General features: G+C 41.5%; 10 protein-coding genes, 3 tRNA genes, 4 rRNA genes and 1 riboswitch. All 17 genes read left to right on the plus strand.

Annotation, left to right across the window (positions count from 1 at the left end):
- The first annotated feature begins 9 nt into the window (after nucleotides 1–9).
- The 17 genes from PRVXH_RS00545 to PRVXH_RS00625 all read left to right on the plus strand — a co-directional run bounded on the left by PRVXH_RS00545 (nucleotide 10) and on the right by PRVXH_RS00625 (nucleotide 17,407).
- Nucleotides 10–1,593: a sensor domain-containing diguanylate cyclase gene (locus tag PRVXH_RS00545; RefSeq protein ID WP_353893383.1), complete on the plus strand. Its 1,584-nt coding sequence runs from the start codon at nucleotides 10–12 to the stop codon at nucleotides 1,591–1,593.
- A 32-nt stretch (nucleotides 1,594–1,625) separates the two neighbouring features.
- Nucleotides 1,626–2,105 (plus strand): hypothetical protein, encoded by a 480-nt coding sequence (locus tag PRVXH_RS00550; protein ID WP_353893384.1) that lies wholly within the window; start codon nucleotides 1,626–1,628, stop codon nucleotides 2,103–2,105.
- 14 nt (nucleotides 2,106–2,119) lie between these two features.
- Nucleotides 2,120–3,088 carry a tRNA dihydrouridine synthase DusB gene (dusB, locus tag PRVXH_RS00555; RefSeq protein WP_353893385.1) on the plus strand — a complete coding sequence of 323 codons (969 nt, stop codon included), beginning with the start codon at nucleotides 2,120–2,122 and terminating at the stop codon, nucleotides 3,086–3,088.
- A gap of 108 nt (nucleotides 3,089–3,196) precedes the next feature.
- On the plus strand, nucleotides 3,197–3,718 hold the full coding sequence (locus PRVXH_RS00560) for a transcriptional regulator (protein WP_353893386.1): 522 nt from the start codon (nucleotides 3,197–3,199) through the stop codon (nucleotides 3,716–3,718).
- A 16-nt stretch (nucleotides 3,719–3,734) separates the two neighbouring features.
- Nucleotides 3,735–4,655, plus strand: a complete 921-nt coding sequence (locus tag PRVXH_RS00565; protein WP_353893387.1) for a quinate 5-dehydrogenase — start codon at nucleotides 3,735–3,737, stop codon at nucleotides 4,653–4,655.
- On the plus strand, nucleotides 4,648–5,751 hold the full coding sequence (locus tag PRVXH_RS00570; protein WP_353893388.1) for a shikimate dehydrogenase: 1,104 nt from the start codon (nucleotides 4,648–4,650) through the stop codon (nucleotides 5,749–5,751). The genes PRVXH_RS00565 and PRVXH_RS00570 overlap by 8 nt, the downstream gene beginning before the upstream one ends.
- A 175-nt stretch (nucleotides 5,752–5,926) precedes the next feature.
- The gene (gene greA, locus PRVXH_RS00575; RefSeq protein ID WP_353893389.1) at nucleotides 5,927–6,403 is read left to right on the plus strand and encodes a transcription elongation factor GreA; all 477 of its coding nucleotides are present in this window, start codon (nucleotides 5,927–5,929) and stop codon (nucleotides 6,401–6,403) included.
- Between the two features lie 56 nt (nucleotides 6,404–6,459).
- On the plus strand, nucleotides 6,460–7,926 hold the full coding sequence (gene lysS, locus PRVXH_RS00580; protein WP_353893390.1) for a lysine--tRNA ligase: 1,467 nt from the start codon (nucleotides 6,460–6,462) through the stop codon (nucleotides 7,924–7,926).
- 315 nt (nucleotides 7,927–8,241) lie between these two features.
- Nucleotides 8,242–9,767 (plus strand): 16S ribosomal RNA (locus PRVXH_RS00585).
- 70 nt (nucleotides 9,768–9,837) lie between these two features.
- Nucleotides 9,838–9,914: transfer RNA gene (locus PRVXH_RS00590), tRNA-Ile, on the plus strand.
- A gap of 10 nt (nucleotides 9,915–9,924) precedes the next feature.
- A tRNA-Ala gene (locus PRVXH_RS00595) sits at nucleotides 9,925–10,000 on the plus strand.
- Between the two features lie 116 nt (nucleotides 10,001–10,116).
- Nucleotides 10,117–13,278 (plus strand): 23S ribosomal RNA (locus PRVXH_RS00600).
- A 44-nt stretch (nucleotides 13,279–13,322) separates the two neighbouring features.
- Nucleotides 13,323–13,438, plus strand: a 5S ribosomal RNA gene (gene rrf / locus PRVXH_RS00605).
- Together the 16S, 23S and 5S rRNA genes with 3 tRNA genes alongside form the textbook arrangement of a ribosomal RNA operon.
- Before the next feature lie 8 nt (nucleotides 13,439–13,446).
- Nucleotides 13,447–13,521: transfer RNA gene (locus PRVXH_RS00610), tRNA-Asn, on the plus strand.
- 150 nt (nucleotides 13,522–13,671) lie between these two features.
- A complete protein-coding gene (locus tag PRVXH_RS00615) occupies nucleotides 13,672–14,265 on the plus strand; it encodes a GNAT family N-acetyltransferase (RefSeq protein ID WP_353893391.1) in 594 nt (197 codons plus the stop codon).
- Between the two features lie 42 nt (nucleotides 14,266–14,307).
- A riboswitch (FMN riboswitch) is annotated at nucleotides 14,308–14,430 on the plus strand.
- 102 nt (nucleotides 14,431–14,532) lie between these two features.
- Nucleotides 14,533–15,075 (plus strand): ECF transporter S component, encoded by a 543-nt coding sequence (locus PRVXH_RS00620; RefSeq protein WP_353893392.1) that lies wholly within the window; start codon nucleotides 14,533–14,535, stop codon nucleotides 15,073–15,075.
- 806 nt (nucleotides 15,076–15,881) lie between these two features.
- A 16S ribosomal RNA gene (locus PRVXH_RS00625) occupies nucleotides 15,882–17,407 on the plus strand.
- Nucleotides 17,408–17,521 lie beyond the last annotated feature (114 nt).

Consider the following 17,521-nt stretch of genomic DNA (forward strand, 5'->3'; position numbering starts at 1 on the left):
GGGAGTAACATGAAACTATTGAAATGTTATTGTGCCTTAACCTTTTTTATTATTCTTTCAGTGGCCGTTTATTACGACTTAAAAATTATAGATTTTTATAAGCAAGCTAACACCTGGATTTGGATTTTAGGGTTAAACGGAGCTATATTATTAGCTGGCAGTTTTTTAAAAAAACACAGTTACTCTTTGTTTAAGCAGTTTGTCTTACTTATAACTTTAGCGTACTGTACTGCTTTTGTAACGCTAGTTCAAAGTACAGCCTCGCTAGTGTTCTTTTTGATTTTTATAGCGATAACATTATTAGCTTATGGGCTACATGGCGGCTTTGTTAGCTACTTAATCACCCTTCCTATTACATATGGGTTTTATTTAAAAATTGATTCAATGGATTTTTTGGCAGGTGTGCTTATTTTGTCCGTAGGCAATGTACTGTTAATGATAGCTTATCATAGCATCACTAACGATAGTCTGCTAAAAGAGAAGTGGCTGGAAAATTTACATAAGAAAATAAACGAGTTGTCCTTATTAAAGGAAATAAATATCTTTCTTCAACATTCTAAAAGCTTACAAAAGACCACAAAAATTTTTCTTACTGCGGTAACAGCTGGTTATGGCCTGGGATTTAATAGAGCGATTTTATTTATGGTTGACTCACAAGATGGCAACGCTTGTTTAAGGGCTGATATGGCTATCGGACCGCTTACTACTAATCAGGCATATAAGATTTGGGGAAGCTTAGTGCGAGAACATACGAAGCTAAATGACGTGATTGCTATAGAGGATCATGTAGACTTAACTTTAAACGAATACATAAAAGATATATCAATCCCTTTTGATGAAGAAAATGATGCTTTAATAAGGTGTGTTAAAGAAAAAAGACCTTATAATATAAAAAACAATAATTTAGAAACATTACATACAAAGCTTAAAAAGCTTGGGTTTATAAACTATGCCGCTGTCCCATTAACCTCAAAGAATGAAGTTTTAGGAGTTGTGTTGGTGGATAATAAGTTTAATAACAAACCCATACTAGAAGAAGATGTAGAAAGTTTAGTGGCGTTTTCTAACCAAGCTGCTTTGGGAATAGATAATTTAAAAATGTATCAGCAAATAAAAAACTTGGCAAACATGGATGGGCTGACAGGATTATATAATCATCGGTTCTTCAAAACCATGCTAGAGGAAAAAAGCAATAAAAATGAGCCATACTCTCTTTTGGTAATTGATGTAGATGATTTTAAACAGTTTAATGAAGACTACGGTCATGCATGCGGGGACTTGGTGTTGAAGAAAGTGGCACAAGTACTAAACAATATAATCGGTGATAAGGGAATTGCATCCCGGTATGGGGGAGATGAGTTTACCATCATTCTTCCTTCAGTTTCTAAGGTGAATGGAAGATCTATAGCTTATAGCATAAAGAAAGCGATTAAGCCCTTACCTAAAGAACTACAAATAGAGACGGAGATATCTTTAAGTATTGGAGTGGCTGAATTTCCTGTAGATGCTACAGATTTTAAGGAAATTTTTGATGTTGCTGACAGCAACCTGCTTGCCTCAAAGCATACGGGCAAGGATAAAATAACATATTAGTTTAACGTCAGCGTAAAACGGGGGGATGAAATGTGGTTGTTTTAATGGTATGCTTTGTACTATTGTTGGCTTTACTGTTAAGAAACCCAAATTTTACTCATAAAACCAACCTAAAGTTTTTTACAAAAGCAAGCTATGACATATCCCTAGAGGAAATGTCTTTTTCCTACGAAAGAATAGTGTATTACACTTCTATACCAAACCTCAATATAAAACCAACACTATCAACTTTAAAAGAAAAATATGTAAAGGCAGGTTTTTTAGACCCTGAAGTTATAGCCATTCAAATTTATCATAAAGAGGGGGACAATGAAAAATTAGTAGCGGAACTGCTACAAAAGAGGTTCGATGTACCCACTCTTGACAGCTTGCTAGGAGAAGGTCAGATAACACAAAAGGAAATGGAAAGACTAAAAAAGATTAAGTTTTACCATAAAACTACTATAGATATGTTAAAAAAAGAAGTGTTAAACAGGATAACCAACGAGCAAGAAATTAGATTAAATGCCTAAGGAATGATGAATCTATGGACTTTCGCGCCACATTTAGTAAAAACCCACTGGTGTTAGCACCGATGGCAGGTGTGACAGATTATGTATATAGAAATATAGTAAAGCAACATAACTGTGGATTAATGTATACCGAAATGGTTAGTTTAAAAGGTTTGATATATGATAATAAAAAAACAAAAAAAATTCTTGACTTTACCGACCAACAGCGCCCCATAGTTGCCCAGGTTTTTGGGAGTAAACTATCAGACTTTGAGCGTGGGATACCGATAGTAGAAAGCTCAAAAGTGGATGCAATAGACATCAACATGGGTTGCCCCACTCCTAAAATAGTTAAAAATGGAGATGGTGCAGCCCTCTTAAAAGACATTTATTTAGCTGAAAAGATTTTATTGACTACCATTAGGTCTACCAAATGTCCTGTCACTATAAAAATAAGATTAGGATGGGATGAAAGCAATATTGTAGCTAAGGACTTTGTTAAAATGGCAGAAAATGCAGGTGCAGCTGCAGTAGCTATCCATGGCAGAACAAGAGAACAATTTTATTCCGGCAGTGCAAACTGGGATAGGATAGCGGAGGCTAAGGCAGACACCTCAATACCGATATTAGCAAATGGTGATGTTTTTAAACCTGAAGATGTCGTAAAAATAATGGAGTATACCGGGTGCGAAGGAGTTATGATCGGTCGAGGAGCCATGGGAAATCCTTGGATTTTCAGCAACAGCTTAAATCTACTGGAAAAAGGCCATTATAAACAGCCATCACCCCCAGAGATTATTGAGCAAGCAATTGTCCACCTTCAAAAGCAGGTCGATTATTTTGGGGAAACTTTGGGTGTAAAGATGATGCGAAAGCACATTGCTTGGTATCTAAAAGGGCTTTCTGGATCAGCAAAAGTTAAACGAGAGATACACAGTACAGATAAACTAAAGTGTGCTCTAGAAATCTTAGAAAAACACAAAAAACAATTAGAAAATAGCTAAAATTAGCTATTTTCTTTTTTTATATAGGCATATTTATTGAGATAACAAATAAAATAAAATATAATAATTGTATACAAAAATGTGCACAATAGAATAGGAGGAAAGCAATTGGAGCTTTATAGGATAAATGATAAAACCGTAAGTAAGCAGAAGATAGTAGAATATGTGGGTGCTATACTGGACTTAAGGGCCAAGGGCCTATCTCAAACAGAAGTATCTAATAAGCTTAGCTTAGACAGAATCTTCATATCAAGGCTAGAAAAGCTTGGAGAGCTGCGAAAGGGCAAGAATGTTGCTGTTATAGGCTTTCCTATAAAGAATGTCCAACAAGTTCAAAAGCTTTCCAATAAGTTTGGTGTAAACTTTACTCTATTGTTAAGCGAAAAGCAAAGGTGGAGCTTTGTTGACAACAAAGAAGGGGTTGACCTGTTTAACCAGATTTTAAAACTAGTTAGCGAACTAAAAAGCTTTGATGTAGTAATTGTCATTGCCTCTGATAAAAGAATCCGTCAAATTTCTGCCTTGTTAGATCAAAAAATAATACCTTACCCTATTGGAAGCTCTCCTATCAAAGAGGATATAGTGGTTGACATTAAGAGGTTAGAAGGGTTGCTTGCTACACTATGCTAAAAAGGAGTTGGCTATTTTGAAAAAGGTTGTAAGCGTAAGTTTAGGCTCAGCAGCAAGAGACCATAAGGTTTATACAGAGATATGTGGTCAAAAAGTTTCTATCGAAAGAGTAGGTACAAATGGAAACGTTGAACAAATGATAGAAATTATTAAGGATTTAGATGGTAAGGTAGATGCTTTTGGATTAGGAGGAATGGATTTATTTCTGATGGCTAATGGGAAAAAGTACATACTAAAGGATGCTGAAAAAGTTATCAAGCACGCTAGAAAAACACCTATAGTTGATGGATCTGGTTTAAAAGGGACTTTAGAAAAGCAAACTCTTAGATACCTAAATAAGAATGGGTTTAGTTTTGAGGATAAAAAAGTGCTATTAGTTTGTGCATTAGATCGGTTTGGTATGGCTGAGGAATTACTTGACATGGGAGCTAAAACGATATATGGCGATTTGATGTTTAGTTTAGGGATTCCAGTAAAAATAACATCATTAAAAACTCTTTCAAAAATTGCAAATGTAGCATTGCCTGTTGTACGGCATTTGCCCTTTAAAATGCTATACCCAACGGGTGACAAACAAGAGCTTAGTTCTGAAAGGTATAGCGAAGTTTTTAAGTGGGCTGAAGTCATAGCCGGAGATTTTCACTTTATTAAAAAGCACCTTCCCTCCAATCTTAAAGATAAAACAATTATTACAAATACAGTTACTTCTGAAGATATAGAACTGTTAAGACAGCGAAAATTAGACACATTAGTAACTACCACTCCAGAACTCAATGGCCGCTCTTTTGGTACAAACGTTATGGAAGGAGTTTTGGTTGCGCTAGACAATAGAAAAAACCAAAACTACAGCAGCCTGTTAAAAGAAGTTGGTTTTAAGCCAAGGGTAGTCCGGCTAAGTCAGCATTACAAAGGTTACAGGGGGTTATCTCATGGATAATAAGTTTGCCTTTATAATTCACCCCATAGATGTAGCTGACATGTCAAGAAAATTTAAATTTTTAAAGAAGTTGCCAAAAAGCGCTGTGGAAAAGGGAATTAAACACTTGCCGCCAATAAAAGTATCTGATATAGAAGGTGTGGAATCAAGATACAACAAACTAGAAGGAAACTTTGTTGCTTGTACGTTAACATCGAACCAAATAGCATCTTTACCCACCAAGTTTGTACTAAAAAAAATAATTAAAGCTGGAAGGTTATCAGAAAAAATGGGGGCTAAAATATTGGGACTAGGTGCTATGACATCAGTAGTTGGCGACGCTGGAATAACAATTTCAAAAAACTTGAATATTCCTGTTACAACTGGCAATAGTTATACTGTAGCCTCAGCTATCGAAGGAACTAAAAAAGCAGCTAGCTTAATGGGCCATAGTCTAAATAGTTGCGAGATTACTATTGTAGGAGCTACTGGGTCAATAGGGTCAGTGACGGCCAGGATTTTGGCTAGGGAAGCAAGAAGTCTAAACCTTATTGCTAGAAATCAAAGAAGATTAGAAAGGTTAGCTAAAATAATACTGCAGGAAACTGGGACTCCAATTAAAATACCGACAACGTCTAAGGAAGGCATAAAAAAAGCTGATATAATCATATCGGTTTCTGGTTCAGTAGATTGTGTAATTAATCCAGAAGATATAAAATCAGGAGCTGTTGTTTGCGACGTTGCTAGACCCCGAGACGTATCTCAAAAGGTACAGGCAGTACGCAATGATGTGTTTGTGTTTGAAGGCGGTTTAATCAATGTGCCTGGAGATGTGGATTTTAACTTTAACTTTGGTTTCCCTCCAAAAACAGCTTATGCGTGTATGGCCGAGACAATGATTTTAGCTTTAGAGAATCGTTTTGAATCCTATACACTAGGAAGAGACTTATCAGTAGGGCAAGTGGATGAAATAAATAAACTAGCAAAAAAACATGGATTCACCCTAGGAGGGTTTAGAAGCTTTGAAAAGGCGGTAGATGAAAGCGAGATTGAAGAAATAAAAAGAAATGCGTTGGTAAATTCACTAAATTTGAAAAAATCTATTGCTAAGGTTTGACAAAATATATCCTGTCGATTATAATATTTGCAAGCACTGAAGGGTATCTCTTTAGTGCTTGTTATTGTATTCGTTGTGGTAAAAGTTGTCACCAATAGAAAGTGTATAATTATTGCCGCTTTTACATATCATTGTTTAACAGAGACAATTTTTACTGATAAAGGAGAGACTTATAATGGAAAACGGAAAAGAAGTAATATTAACACCTAGTGGGTTACAAAAGCTAGAAGAAGAACTAGAGTACCTTAAATCTACGAAAAGAAGAGAAGTAGCAGATAGGATAAAGGTTGCTATAAGTTACGGAGACATCAGCGAAAACTCTGAGTATGAGGATGCAAAAAATGAGCAAGCTTTCGTAGAAGGGCGTATATTGACTGTTGAAAAAATGCTACGGAACGCAACTGTGATAGACGAAGAAGAAGTAAATAAAGAAGTTGTTAACGTTGGATGTACTGTCGTGCTTAAAGACTTAGAGTTCGATGAAGAATTAGAGTACACCATTGTAGGATCAGCAGAAGCAAATCCCAACGAAAACAAGATATCTAACGAGTCTCCTGTAGGCAAAGCTATACTCGGCAAACCTATCAACAGCACTGTGGATGTAACAGTACCAGCTGGAAATATAAAATATAAAATATTATCAATTAGTTAAATCTTATTAAAAAATTGGCGAACTAATACGTACGGTAATTATCTAGGAGTGATACAATGGAAGAACAACAACTTAATGAACTGCAAAAGATGAGGCGAGAAAAGTTGAATCATCTTGACGAGCAAGGCATAGAGGCTTATAGCAAAAAAAATCCGCCTAAACATATAACAGAAGATATTAACAATAACTTCGAAGAGTATGAAGGTAAGACTGTTTCATTAAGTGGAAGAGTCATGGCAAAAAGAGGGCACGGTAAAGCAGGATTTCTTAATTTAAGGGACTTTAAAGGTGAAATCCAAGTTTACGGACGAAAAGACCGTTTAGAGGAAGATTATAATTTGTTTTCCTCTTTAGATATAGGAGACATCATTTATATAGAGGGAGAAGTTTTTAAAACAAAGCGCGGTGAAACTTCAGTAAAAGCTGATAGCATTAAAATGCTTTCTAAATCGCTACAACCCTTACCTGAAAAATGGCATGGCCTTAAAGATGTGGAGCTTCGCTACAGAAAAAGGTATGTCGATCTAATAGTCAATCCAGAAGTAAAAGATGTGTTTATAAAAAGAAGTAGAATAATAAAAGAAATAAGAAGTTACTTAGATAACCTAGATTACTATGAAGTAGAAACACCTATGATGCAAACGATAGCTGGAGGGACAAGTGCCAGACCTTTTGTGACATATCATAACACTTTAGAGCAAGAACTTTTTATGCGGATAGCCCCGGAACTTTTCTTAAAAAGGCTTATTGTAGGTGGGTTTGAGAGAGTTTATGAGCTAAATAGAAACTTTAGAAATGAAGGGATTTCTACAAAACACAACCCTGAGTTTACAATGCTAGAATTGTATCAAGCGCATGCCGATTATACCGATATGATGGAAATAACAGAAAATATGATTGCAGAGGTCGCTCAAAAAGTTCTAGGAACAACAAACATAACCTATCAAGGAAAAGAAATAAACCTAGCTCCTCCTTGGAGAAGAGCAACCATGTTAGAACTGGTTGAAGAGTATACAAAAATAGACTTCTCTCAAAAAAGTGAAGAAGAAGCAAAGCAGATAGCTAAAGAAAAAGGTTTAGATATAACAGAAGGAATTTGGAACTGGGGTAAAATAGTCAACCACTTTTTTGAAGAGTATGTTGAAGAGCATCTAATACAGCCTACCTTTGTATATGGACACCCTAAGGATATTTCGCCTTTAGCAAAGGCGCAAACAGAAGATAAGAGGCTTACAGAAAGATTTGAAGGGTTTATTTTTGCAAGAGAGCTTTGCAATGCATTTTCCGAGCTTAATGACCCTATAGATCAAAGACAAAGATTCGAACAGCAAATGGAAGAAAAAGCTGCCGGTGATGATGAAGCTCACGAGATGGATGATGACTTTGTAAATGCCCTTGAGTTTGGAATGCCACCAACTGGAGGCTTAGGCATTGGAATAGATAGACTGGTGATGCTTTTAACTGATAGCGCTTCCATAAGAGATGTTATTTTATTTCCAACTTTAAAAGATAAAAACCTTTAAAAAAAAGAGACGCAAATTTTGCGTCTCTTTTCAACATACACAGAGGGTTTCAATAAAAATAACAAAAAAGGCTTGTCAAAGTTATTTTGTTATGGTATATTATTAATCGTGCTCAGGACACAACACAGAGCACAACAAAAAAATTCAAGTTTATGTTGACATCGCTTTAAAAATATGCTAAGATATTTTTTGCGTAGGAAACAAATTAGGTCTTTGAAAATTGAACAGCTAATGCAAAAGCCAGTAAGGTTTAAAGTTAATTTCTTTTTTATTATTTAAGTAAGTTGAGCTAAATTTTAGCTTTTCATAGATTCTTTTATGGAGAGTTTGATCCTGGCTCAGGACGAACGCTGGCGGCATGCCTCACACATGCAAGTCGAACGAGGGAAATTGAGAGCTTGCTCTTAATGGACCTAGTGGCGGACGGGTGCGTAACACGTGGGCAACCTGCCCTTTAGATCGGGATACCATCGGGAAACTGATGTTAATACCGGATACCTTCTTTTAATCACCTGATTAAAAGAAGAAAGATTTATCGCTAAAGGATGGGCCCGCGCTTCATTAGCTAGTTGGTAGGGTAACGGCCTACCAAGGCAACGATGGATAGCTGGTCTGAGAGGACGATCAGCCACACTGGGACTGAGACACGGCCCAGACTCCTACGGGAGGCAGCAGTGGGGGATATTGCGCAATGGGGGCAACCCTGACGCAGCAATGCCGCGTGAAGGATGAAGGTTTTCGGATCGTAAACTTCTGTTATGAGGGATGAATAAAATGACAGTACCTCAAGAGGAAGCCCCGGCTAACTACGTGCCAGCAGCCGCGGTAATACGTAGGGGGCGAGCGTTGTCCGGAATTACTGGGCGTAAAGAGCATGTAGGTGGTTTGATAAGTCAGATGTTAAACTGCGGGGCTTAACCCCGTATTGCATTTGAAACTGTCAAACTTGAGGACAGGAGAGGAAAGTGGAATTCCTAGTGTAGCGGTGAAATGCGTAGATATTAGGAGGAACACCAGTGGCGAAGGCGACTTTCTGGACTGTACCTGACACTGAGATGCGAAAGCGTGGGGAGCGAACAGGATTAGATACCCTGGTAGTCCACGCCGTAAACGCTGGGCACTAGGTGTAGGGGGTTTAGATACCCTCTGTGCCGCAGTTAACGCACTAAGTGCCCCGCCTGGGGAGTACGACCGCAAGGTTGAAACTCAAAGGAATTGACGGGGGCCCGCACAAGCAGCGGAGCATGTGGTTTAATTCGACGCAACGCGAAGAACCTTACCAGGGCTTGACATCCTCTGAAGGCTTTAGAGATAAAGTCGTCCTCTTTTGAGGCAGAGAGACAGGTGGTGCATGGTTGTCGTCAGCTCGTGTCGTGAGATGTTGGGTTAAGTCCCGTAACGAGCGCAACCCTTATTCTTAGTTGCCAGCAGGTTAAGCTGGGCACTCTAAGGAGACTGCCGGTGACAAACCGGGGGAAGGTGGGGATGACGTCAAATCATCATGCCCCTTATGTCCTGGGCTACACACGTGCTACAATGGCCTGAACAACGGGAAGCGAAGGAGCGATCTGGAGCGAATCCTTTAAATCAGGTCTCAGTTCGGATTGCAGGCTGCAACTCGCCTGCATGAAGTCGGAGTTGCTAGTAATCGCGAGTCAGCATATCGCGGTGAATGCGTTCCCGGGCCTTGTACACACCGCCCGTCACACCACGAAAGTTTGCAACACCCGAAGCCGGTGAGCCAACCTTTTAGGAGGCAACCGTCGAAGGTGGGGCGAATGATTGGGGTGAAGTCGTAACAAGGTAGCCGTATCGGAAGGTGCGGCTGGATCACCTCCTTTCTAAGGAGCTTTAACCTCAAGGTTAGTAGCATAGCTGTTTAATTTTGAAAGACCTAGTCTTTCATTGCAAGGGCTTATAGCTCAGCTGGTCAGAGCGCACGCCTGATAAGCGTGAGGTCGGTGGTTCGAGTCCACCTAAGCCCACCATAAAGAATATGGGGGTGTAGCTCAGTTGGGAGAGCACCTGCCTTGCAAGCAGGGGGTCAGCGGTTCGAATCCGCTCATCTCCACCATTTTTTTTATACCGATCTTTGAAATTACCCATAAGGATAAAACTAAGAAAGTATCAACCCGAGATATAAAAAAGCGTGGTAGATACAATTTCATTATGTTTAAACGAGAAAAACGAGGTCAAGTTACAAAGGGCGCACGGCGGATGCCTTGGCGCTGGGAGTCGAAGAAGGACGTAGCGAGCTGCGAAAAGCCGCGATTAGCTGCAAGCAAGCTTTAAGTCGCGGATTTCCCAATGGGGCAACCCACCACAGTTAATACTGTGGTACCACCACCTGAATAAGTAGGGTGGTAGGAGACAACCGGGGGAACTGAAACATCTAAGTACCCCGAGGAAGAGAAAGAAAACTCGATTCCCTAAGTAGTGGCGAGCGAAAGGGGAAGAGCCTAAACACTTTTAGTGTAAGCCTGTATGCGTTGCTAAAAGTGGGTTGAGGGAGTTACTTTACAAGTGGATACAGTCACTTGGGATAGTTACAAAATTAAAGTTTAGGCGAATTGGTTGGGAACCCAAACGACACAAGGTGAAAGTCCTGTAGCCGAAAAGCTTTAATCTATCCAAGTAGCCACCCGAGTATTGCGGGACACGAGAAACCCCGTAAGAATCTAGGAGGACCACCTCCAAAGGCTAAATACTACCCAGCGACCGATAGTGAACAAGTACCGTGAGGGAAAGGTGAAAAGTACCCCAGGCGGGGGATGAAATAGAACCTGAAACCGTGTGCCTACAAACAGTCAGAGCCCCATAAGCGGGTGATGGCGTACCTTTTGTATAATGGATCAGCGAGTTACATTTGCAAGCGAGGTTAAATGGTAAAGCCATGGAGCCGTAGCGAAAGCGAGTCTTAATAGGGCGACTAGTTTGTATGTGTAGACCCGAACCCGAGTGACCTACCCATGGCCAGGGTGAAGTTTTGGTAACACAAAATGGAGGCCCGAACCCACTAATGTTGAAAAATTAGGGGATGAGCTGTGGGTAGCGGTGAAATGCCAAACGAACTCGGAGATAGCTGGTTCTCCCCGAAATAGCTTTAGGGCTAGCCTCAAGGATGAATAGTGGAGGTAGAGCACTGATTGAGCTAGGGGCCTAACCCAGGTTACCGAACTCAGTCAAACTCCGAATGCCATATATTTTGACCTTGGGAGTCAGACTATGGGTGATAAGGTCCATAGTCGAGAGGGAAACAGCCCAGACCATCTGTTAAGGTCCCAAAGTGTAAGCTAAGTGGAAAAGGATGTGGGATTGCTTAGACAACCAGGATGTTGGCTTAGAAGCAGCCACCATTTAAAGAGTGCGTAATAGCTCACTGGTCAAGTGATCCTGCGCCGAAAATGTCCGGGGCTAAAGCTTACCACCGAAGCAATGGAGTAGTAATACTGGTAGGGGAGCGTTCTAAGTGCGGCGAAGCTGTACCGTAAGGAGCAGTGGAGCGCTTAGAAGTGAGAATGCTGATATAAGTAACGAAAAGAGATGTGAGAATCATCTCCGCCGAAAACCTAAGGTTTCCTGAGGAAGGTTCGTCCGCTCAGGGTAAGCCGGGACCTAAGCCGAGGCCGAAAGGCGTAGGCGATGGACAACTGGTAGATATTCCAGTGCCACCAAGCTTTGTTTGAGTGATGGGGTGACGCAGTAAGGTAGGTTATCGCACTGATGGACTAGTGCGTTCAAGCCAGTAGGGATTAGAGGTAGGCAAATCCGCCTCTATCTATTCTGAGAGGTTAAGAGGACCCAATTTAGGGGAACTAACTGATCCTACACTGCCAAGAAAAGCCTCTAACAAGAAGCGCGGTGCCCGTACCGTAAACCGACACAGGTAGGTGAGGAGAGAATCCTAAGGCGCTCGGGAGAACCTTCGTTAAGGAACTCGGCAAAATGACCCCGTAACTTCGGGAGAAGGGGTGCCTCGATATTGTGAAGTACATCCGTACTGAGCGAGAGGAGGCCGCAGTGAATAGGCCCAAGCGACTGTTTATCAAAAACACAGGTCTCTGCTAAATCGAAAGATGAAGTATAGGGGCTGACGCCTGCCCGGTGCTGGAAGGTTAAGGGAACGTGTTATCCGGCACTCAACTTAGAGTCTATGCTAATTATTACGCTAGAGTATTTGAAAACTAGTTAATAAGATAGTATATCTAAAGTATGGATTTTAAGTTGAGTGCCGGAGAAGCTCTGAACCGAAGCCCCAGTAAACGGCGGCCGTAACTATAACGGTCCTAAGGTAGCGAAATTCCTTGTCGGGTAAGTTCCGACCCGCACGAAAGGCGCAACGACTTGGGCGCTGTCTCAACGAAGGACCCGGTGAAATTGTAGTACCTGTGAAGATGCAGGTTACCCGCGACAAGACGGAAAGACCCCGTGGAGCTTTACTGTAGCCTGATATTGGATTTTGGCATTGACTGTACAGCATAGGTGGGAGGCTGAGAATAGAGGACGCTAGTCTTCTAGGAGCCTAAAGTGGGATACCACCCTGTGAATGTTGGAATTCTAACTAGAAACCGTAATCCGGTTTTAGGACAGTGTCAGGTGGGCAGTTTGACTGGGGCGGTCGCCTCCCAAAGAGTAACGGAGGCGCCCCAAGGTCTCCTCAGAATGGTTGGAAATCATTCGTAGAGTGCAAAGGCATAAGGAGGCTTGACTGCGAGACCTACAAGTCGAGCAGGGACGAAAGTCGGGCTTAGTGACCCGGCGGTACCGAGTGGAAGGGCCGTCGCTCAACGGATAAAAGCTACCCCGGGGATAACAGGCTTATCTCCCCCAAGAGTTCACATCGACGGGGAGGTTTGGCACCTCGATGTCGGCTCATCGCATCCTGGGGCTGTAGTAGGTCCCAAGGGTTGGGCTGTTCGCCCATTAAAGCGGTACGCGAGCTGGGTTCAGAACGTCGTGAGACAGTTCGGTCCCTATCTGTCGCGGGCGCAGGAAGTTTGAGAGGATCTGTCCTTAGTACGAGAGGACCGGGATGGACGAACCTCTAGTGTACCAGTTGTCACGCCAGTGGCAGTGCTGGGTAGCTAAGTTCGGCACGGATAAGCGCTGAAAGCATCTAAGCGCGAAGCCACCCTCAAGATAAGACTTCCCTCCGACACTCAACTTAGAATCTAACTAAGACTTGTCACCAAAGTAAGGTGTTAAAAGTCTTATAGATAAAGTATCTATAGTTTAGGTTTTGAGTTGAGTGTCGGATAAGACTCCAGATAGACTATCTGGTAGATAGGCCGGAGGTGTACAGGTAGTAATACCTTTAGCTGACCGGTACTAATAAGTCGAGGACTTGACCAACTTAGTTTAGATAATGACTTAGTTTTATTCCTTATGGTAATTTATCCAGTGACAAAAGCGAAGAGGATCCACCGGTTCCCATCTCGAACACCGCAGTTAAGCTCTTCAGCGCCGATGGTACTTGGGGTTTACCCCCTGGAAGAGTAGGACGTCGCTGGGTTAAAATGTTCCTCAGTAGCTCAACGGTGGAGCAACCGGCTGTTAACCGGTAGGTTGTAGGTTCAAATCCTACCTGAGGAGCCAAAAGTTTAATAAAAATCTTATGGATATAACATCCATAAGATTTTTTTGTTATATATAGCTGTATATTAACAACACTTTGATAAATAATAAAAGAAGTCTAAAACTAGTTTTTTATAGGGATAACCTTTTAAAAAAATAGGAGTGAAAAAGGTGTTTACATATAAAATTGACGATAATATTCACTTAGAGCTACTTCAGCAAGTTCATTTCGATGGTTTACTCAATGTGCTAAAGAGAAACCAAAAAGACCTTGGAAAGTGGATGTCGTGGATTGGCACCACTTGTAGTATTGGGGATTACCAAAAGTTTATGAACAGGATGCTTTCTCGGAACGTTAAGGGATTAGATATACATAGTATAATTTTCTATAATAACATAATTGTAGGCGGAATTTGTTTAACTGACATTGATAAAACTAATAAAAAAGCAGATGCCGGGTACTGGCTAGATTTTGCCTACAGAAAAAGAGGTGTTATTACAAAAGTTTTACCACACATGATCGAGTACGCCTTTTTTAGTTTAAAACTAAATAGAGTAAATATAGTTTGCTCTGTAGTAAACAGCGATAGTAACAAAGTTCCACAAAGGCTAGGGTTCCGTCCTGAAGCTACATTAAAGGAGTGGGAGTTAGTCAATGGAGAACCACATGATTTTAATATTTACGGAATAACCAAAACGGCTTGGGAGAAAAAGCACACCTTAAAATATAGTGAAAATTTTAAGTATGCTATTGTCAAAGGATAAAAATATGATATAATTTATGTAAAGGAAAACTAAATAACTGATATATATCTTCAGGGCAGGGTGAAATTCCCGACCGGCGGTAAAGCCCGCTACCTCTTGAAAATCAAGAGCTGATCTGGTTAGATTCCAGAGCCGACAGTAGAGTCTGGATGGAAGAAGATTACTTTTATATACTTTTGTGTATAATTTTAATGTTGCGTATTTTACCCCTGATATATATCAGGGGTTTATTTTATTTTCCTATTTAAAATATAGGAGGAATATCTTATGAAAATCTTGAGACAAAATGAGAGGATTAACACGAATTTCTTGGTTAAGCTTTCGCTTTTAGCGGCTATTTCCTATCTTTTAACTTTTATTAGAATGCCGTTGCCTTTTTTTCCGGAGTTTTTGAAAATTGATATCGCGGAACTTCCTGCATTAATAGCGGGCTTTGCTTTTGGACCTATAGCTGGAGTTATAGTTGTTCTGCTAAGGAATATCTTGGATTTTCTCACAAAAACGTCAACCGGTGGAGTTGGGGAACTTTCTAATTTTATCGTAGGAAGCTCGTTTGTAGTAACAGCAAGTGCCATCTATAAGCTTAATAAAAGCAAGAGAAATGCAGTTTTAGGCGTAGTACTAGCTACAGTTGTGATGGCTTGTATAGGCCTTCTTTCCAACAAGTTTATAATTTTACCGCTTTGGGGTATGCCAGTTGAATGGAGTTTTTTGTTAACGATTATAGTTCCCTTTAATTTAATTAAAGGGGCGCTTAATAGTTTAGTAGCTATTCTTATATACAAAAATGTATCACGCATTCTGAAATAAACCAACATAATATTGAAAGATAAAACAGCGCTTCTGATTGGAAGCGCTGTTTTTAAGTTCGTAGCCAGTCTTTGGTTAGTTGCCATATATGTTAGGAAGAACCGTCCCACTGAGATACGTGGGACATAATGTTAGGGAGGAGGCGCTCTCCCCTAAGCCATTTGGGGTTGTTCCATCTAGGCCATGCCATCTCGGGACAGAGGGGACAGGTACGACAGTCCCATTGTGAACCGATGGGGACAGCATACCAGTTCCCATTGTCCCTAGGTTTTTCATTTGGGTATGGATTTGCTACCATATATGTAAGGAAGAACCGTCCCACTGAGATACGTGGGACATAATGTTCGGGAGCAGACACTGCTCCCCTACGCCATTTAGGCGTCATTTAGGGCGTTGTTTTAGGTCATCATTAGGGTCTAGGTTTTCCTATCCAACTATCCAACCATCCAACCATCCAACTGGTTTTAGGTTTTCCTATCCGCTACCTGCTATCTGCTGACCACAAAGAAAGCCCCATATATTCCCACGAATAATCTCTTGACCTTTGGTAAAAATGATGGTAAAGTATATAACTGTCGCTGAAACAAGCGGCGGCAAAAATATTCAACAGCTTTTTAAAAAAATAAAAAAGTTGTTGACACAAAAACGAATAAATGGTATAGTATTACTTGTCGCTGAAACACGGCGGCAAACAAATTAGGTCTTTGAAAATTGAACAGCTAATGCAAAAGCCAGTAAGGTTTAAAGTTAATTTCTTTTTTATTATTTAAGTAAGTTGAGCTAAATTTTAGCTTTTCATAGATTCTTTTATGGAGAGTTTGATCCTGGCTCAGGACGAACGCTGGCGGCATGCCTCACACATGCAAGTCGAACGAGGGAAATTGAGAGCTTGCTCTTAATGGACCTAGTGGCGGACGGGTGCGTAACACGTGGGCAACCTGCCCTTTAGATCGGGATACCATCGGGAAACTGATGTTAATACCGGATACCTTCTTTTAATCACCTGATTAAAAGAAGAAAGATTTATCGCTAAAGGATGGGCCCGCGCTTCATTAGCTAGTTGGTAGGGTAACGGCCTACCAAGGCAACGATGGATAGCTGGTCTGAGAGGACGATCAGCCACACTGGGACTGAGACACGGCCCAGACTCCTACGGGAGGCAGCAGTGGGGGATATTGCGCAATGGGGGCAACCCTGACGCAGCAATGCCGCGTGAAGGATGAAGGTTTTCGGATCGTAAACTTCTGTTATGAGGGATGAATAAAATGACAGTACCTCAAGAGGAAGCCCCGGCTAACTACGTGCCAGCAGCCGCGGTAATACGTAGGGGGCGAGCGTTGTCCGGAATTACTGGGCGTAAAGAGCATGTAGGTGGTTTGATAAGTCAGATGTTAAACTGCGGGGCTTAACCCCGTATTGCATTTGAAACTGTCAAACTTGAGGACAGGAGAGGAAAGTGGAATTCCTAGTGTAGCGGTGAAATGCGTAGATATTAGGAGGAACACCAGTGGCGAAGGCGACTTTCTGGACTGTACCTGACACTGAGATGCGAAAGCGTGGGGAGCGAACAGGATTAGATACCCTGGTAGTCCACGCCGTAAACGCTGGGCACTAGGTGTAGGGGGTTTAGATACCCTCTGTGCCGCAGTTAACGCACTAAGTGCCCCGCCTGGGGAGTACGACCGCAAGGTTGAAACTCAAAGGAATTGACGGGGGCCCGCACAAGCAGCGGAGCATGTGGTTTAATTCGACGCAACGCGAAGAACCTTACCAGGGCTTGACATCCTCTGAAGGCTTTAGAGATAAAGTCGTCCTCTTTTGAGGCAGAGAGACAGGTGGTGCATGGTTGTCGTCAGCTCGTGTCGTGAGATGTTGGGTTAAGTCCCGTAACGAGCGCAACCCTTATTCTTAGTTGCCAGCAGGTTAAGCTGGGCACTCTAAGGAGACTGCCGGTGACAAACCGGGGGAAGGTGGGGATGACGTCAAATCATCATGCCCCTTATGTCCTGGGCTACACACGTGCTACAATGGCCTGAACAACGGGAAGCGAAGGAGCGATCTGGAGCGAATCCTTTAAATCAGGTCTCAGTTCGGATTGCAGGCTGCAACTCGCCTGCATGAAGTCGGAGTTGCTAGTAATCGCGAGTCAGCATATCGCGGTGAATGCGTTCCCGGGCCTTGTACACACCGCCCGTCACACCACGAAAGTTTGCAACACCCGAAGCCGGTGAGCCAACCTTTTAGGAGGCAACCGTCGAAGGTGGGGCGAATGATTGGGGTGAAGTCGTAACAAGGTAGCCGTATCGGAAGGTGCGGCTGGATCACCTCCTTTCTAAGGAGCTTTAACCTCAAGGTTAGTAGCATAGCTGTTTAATTTTGAAAGACCTAGTCTTTCAACCGATCTTTGAAATTACCCATAAGGATAAAACTAAGAAAGTATCAACCC

Origin of the sequence: Proteinivorax hydrogeniformans (assembly GCF_040515995.1) — a bacterium.
GTDB classification, from domain to species: domain Bacteria; phylum Bacillota; class Proteinivoracia; order Proteinivoracales; family Proteinivoracaceae; genus Proteinivorax; species Proteinivorax hydrogeniformans.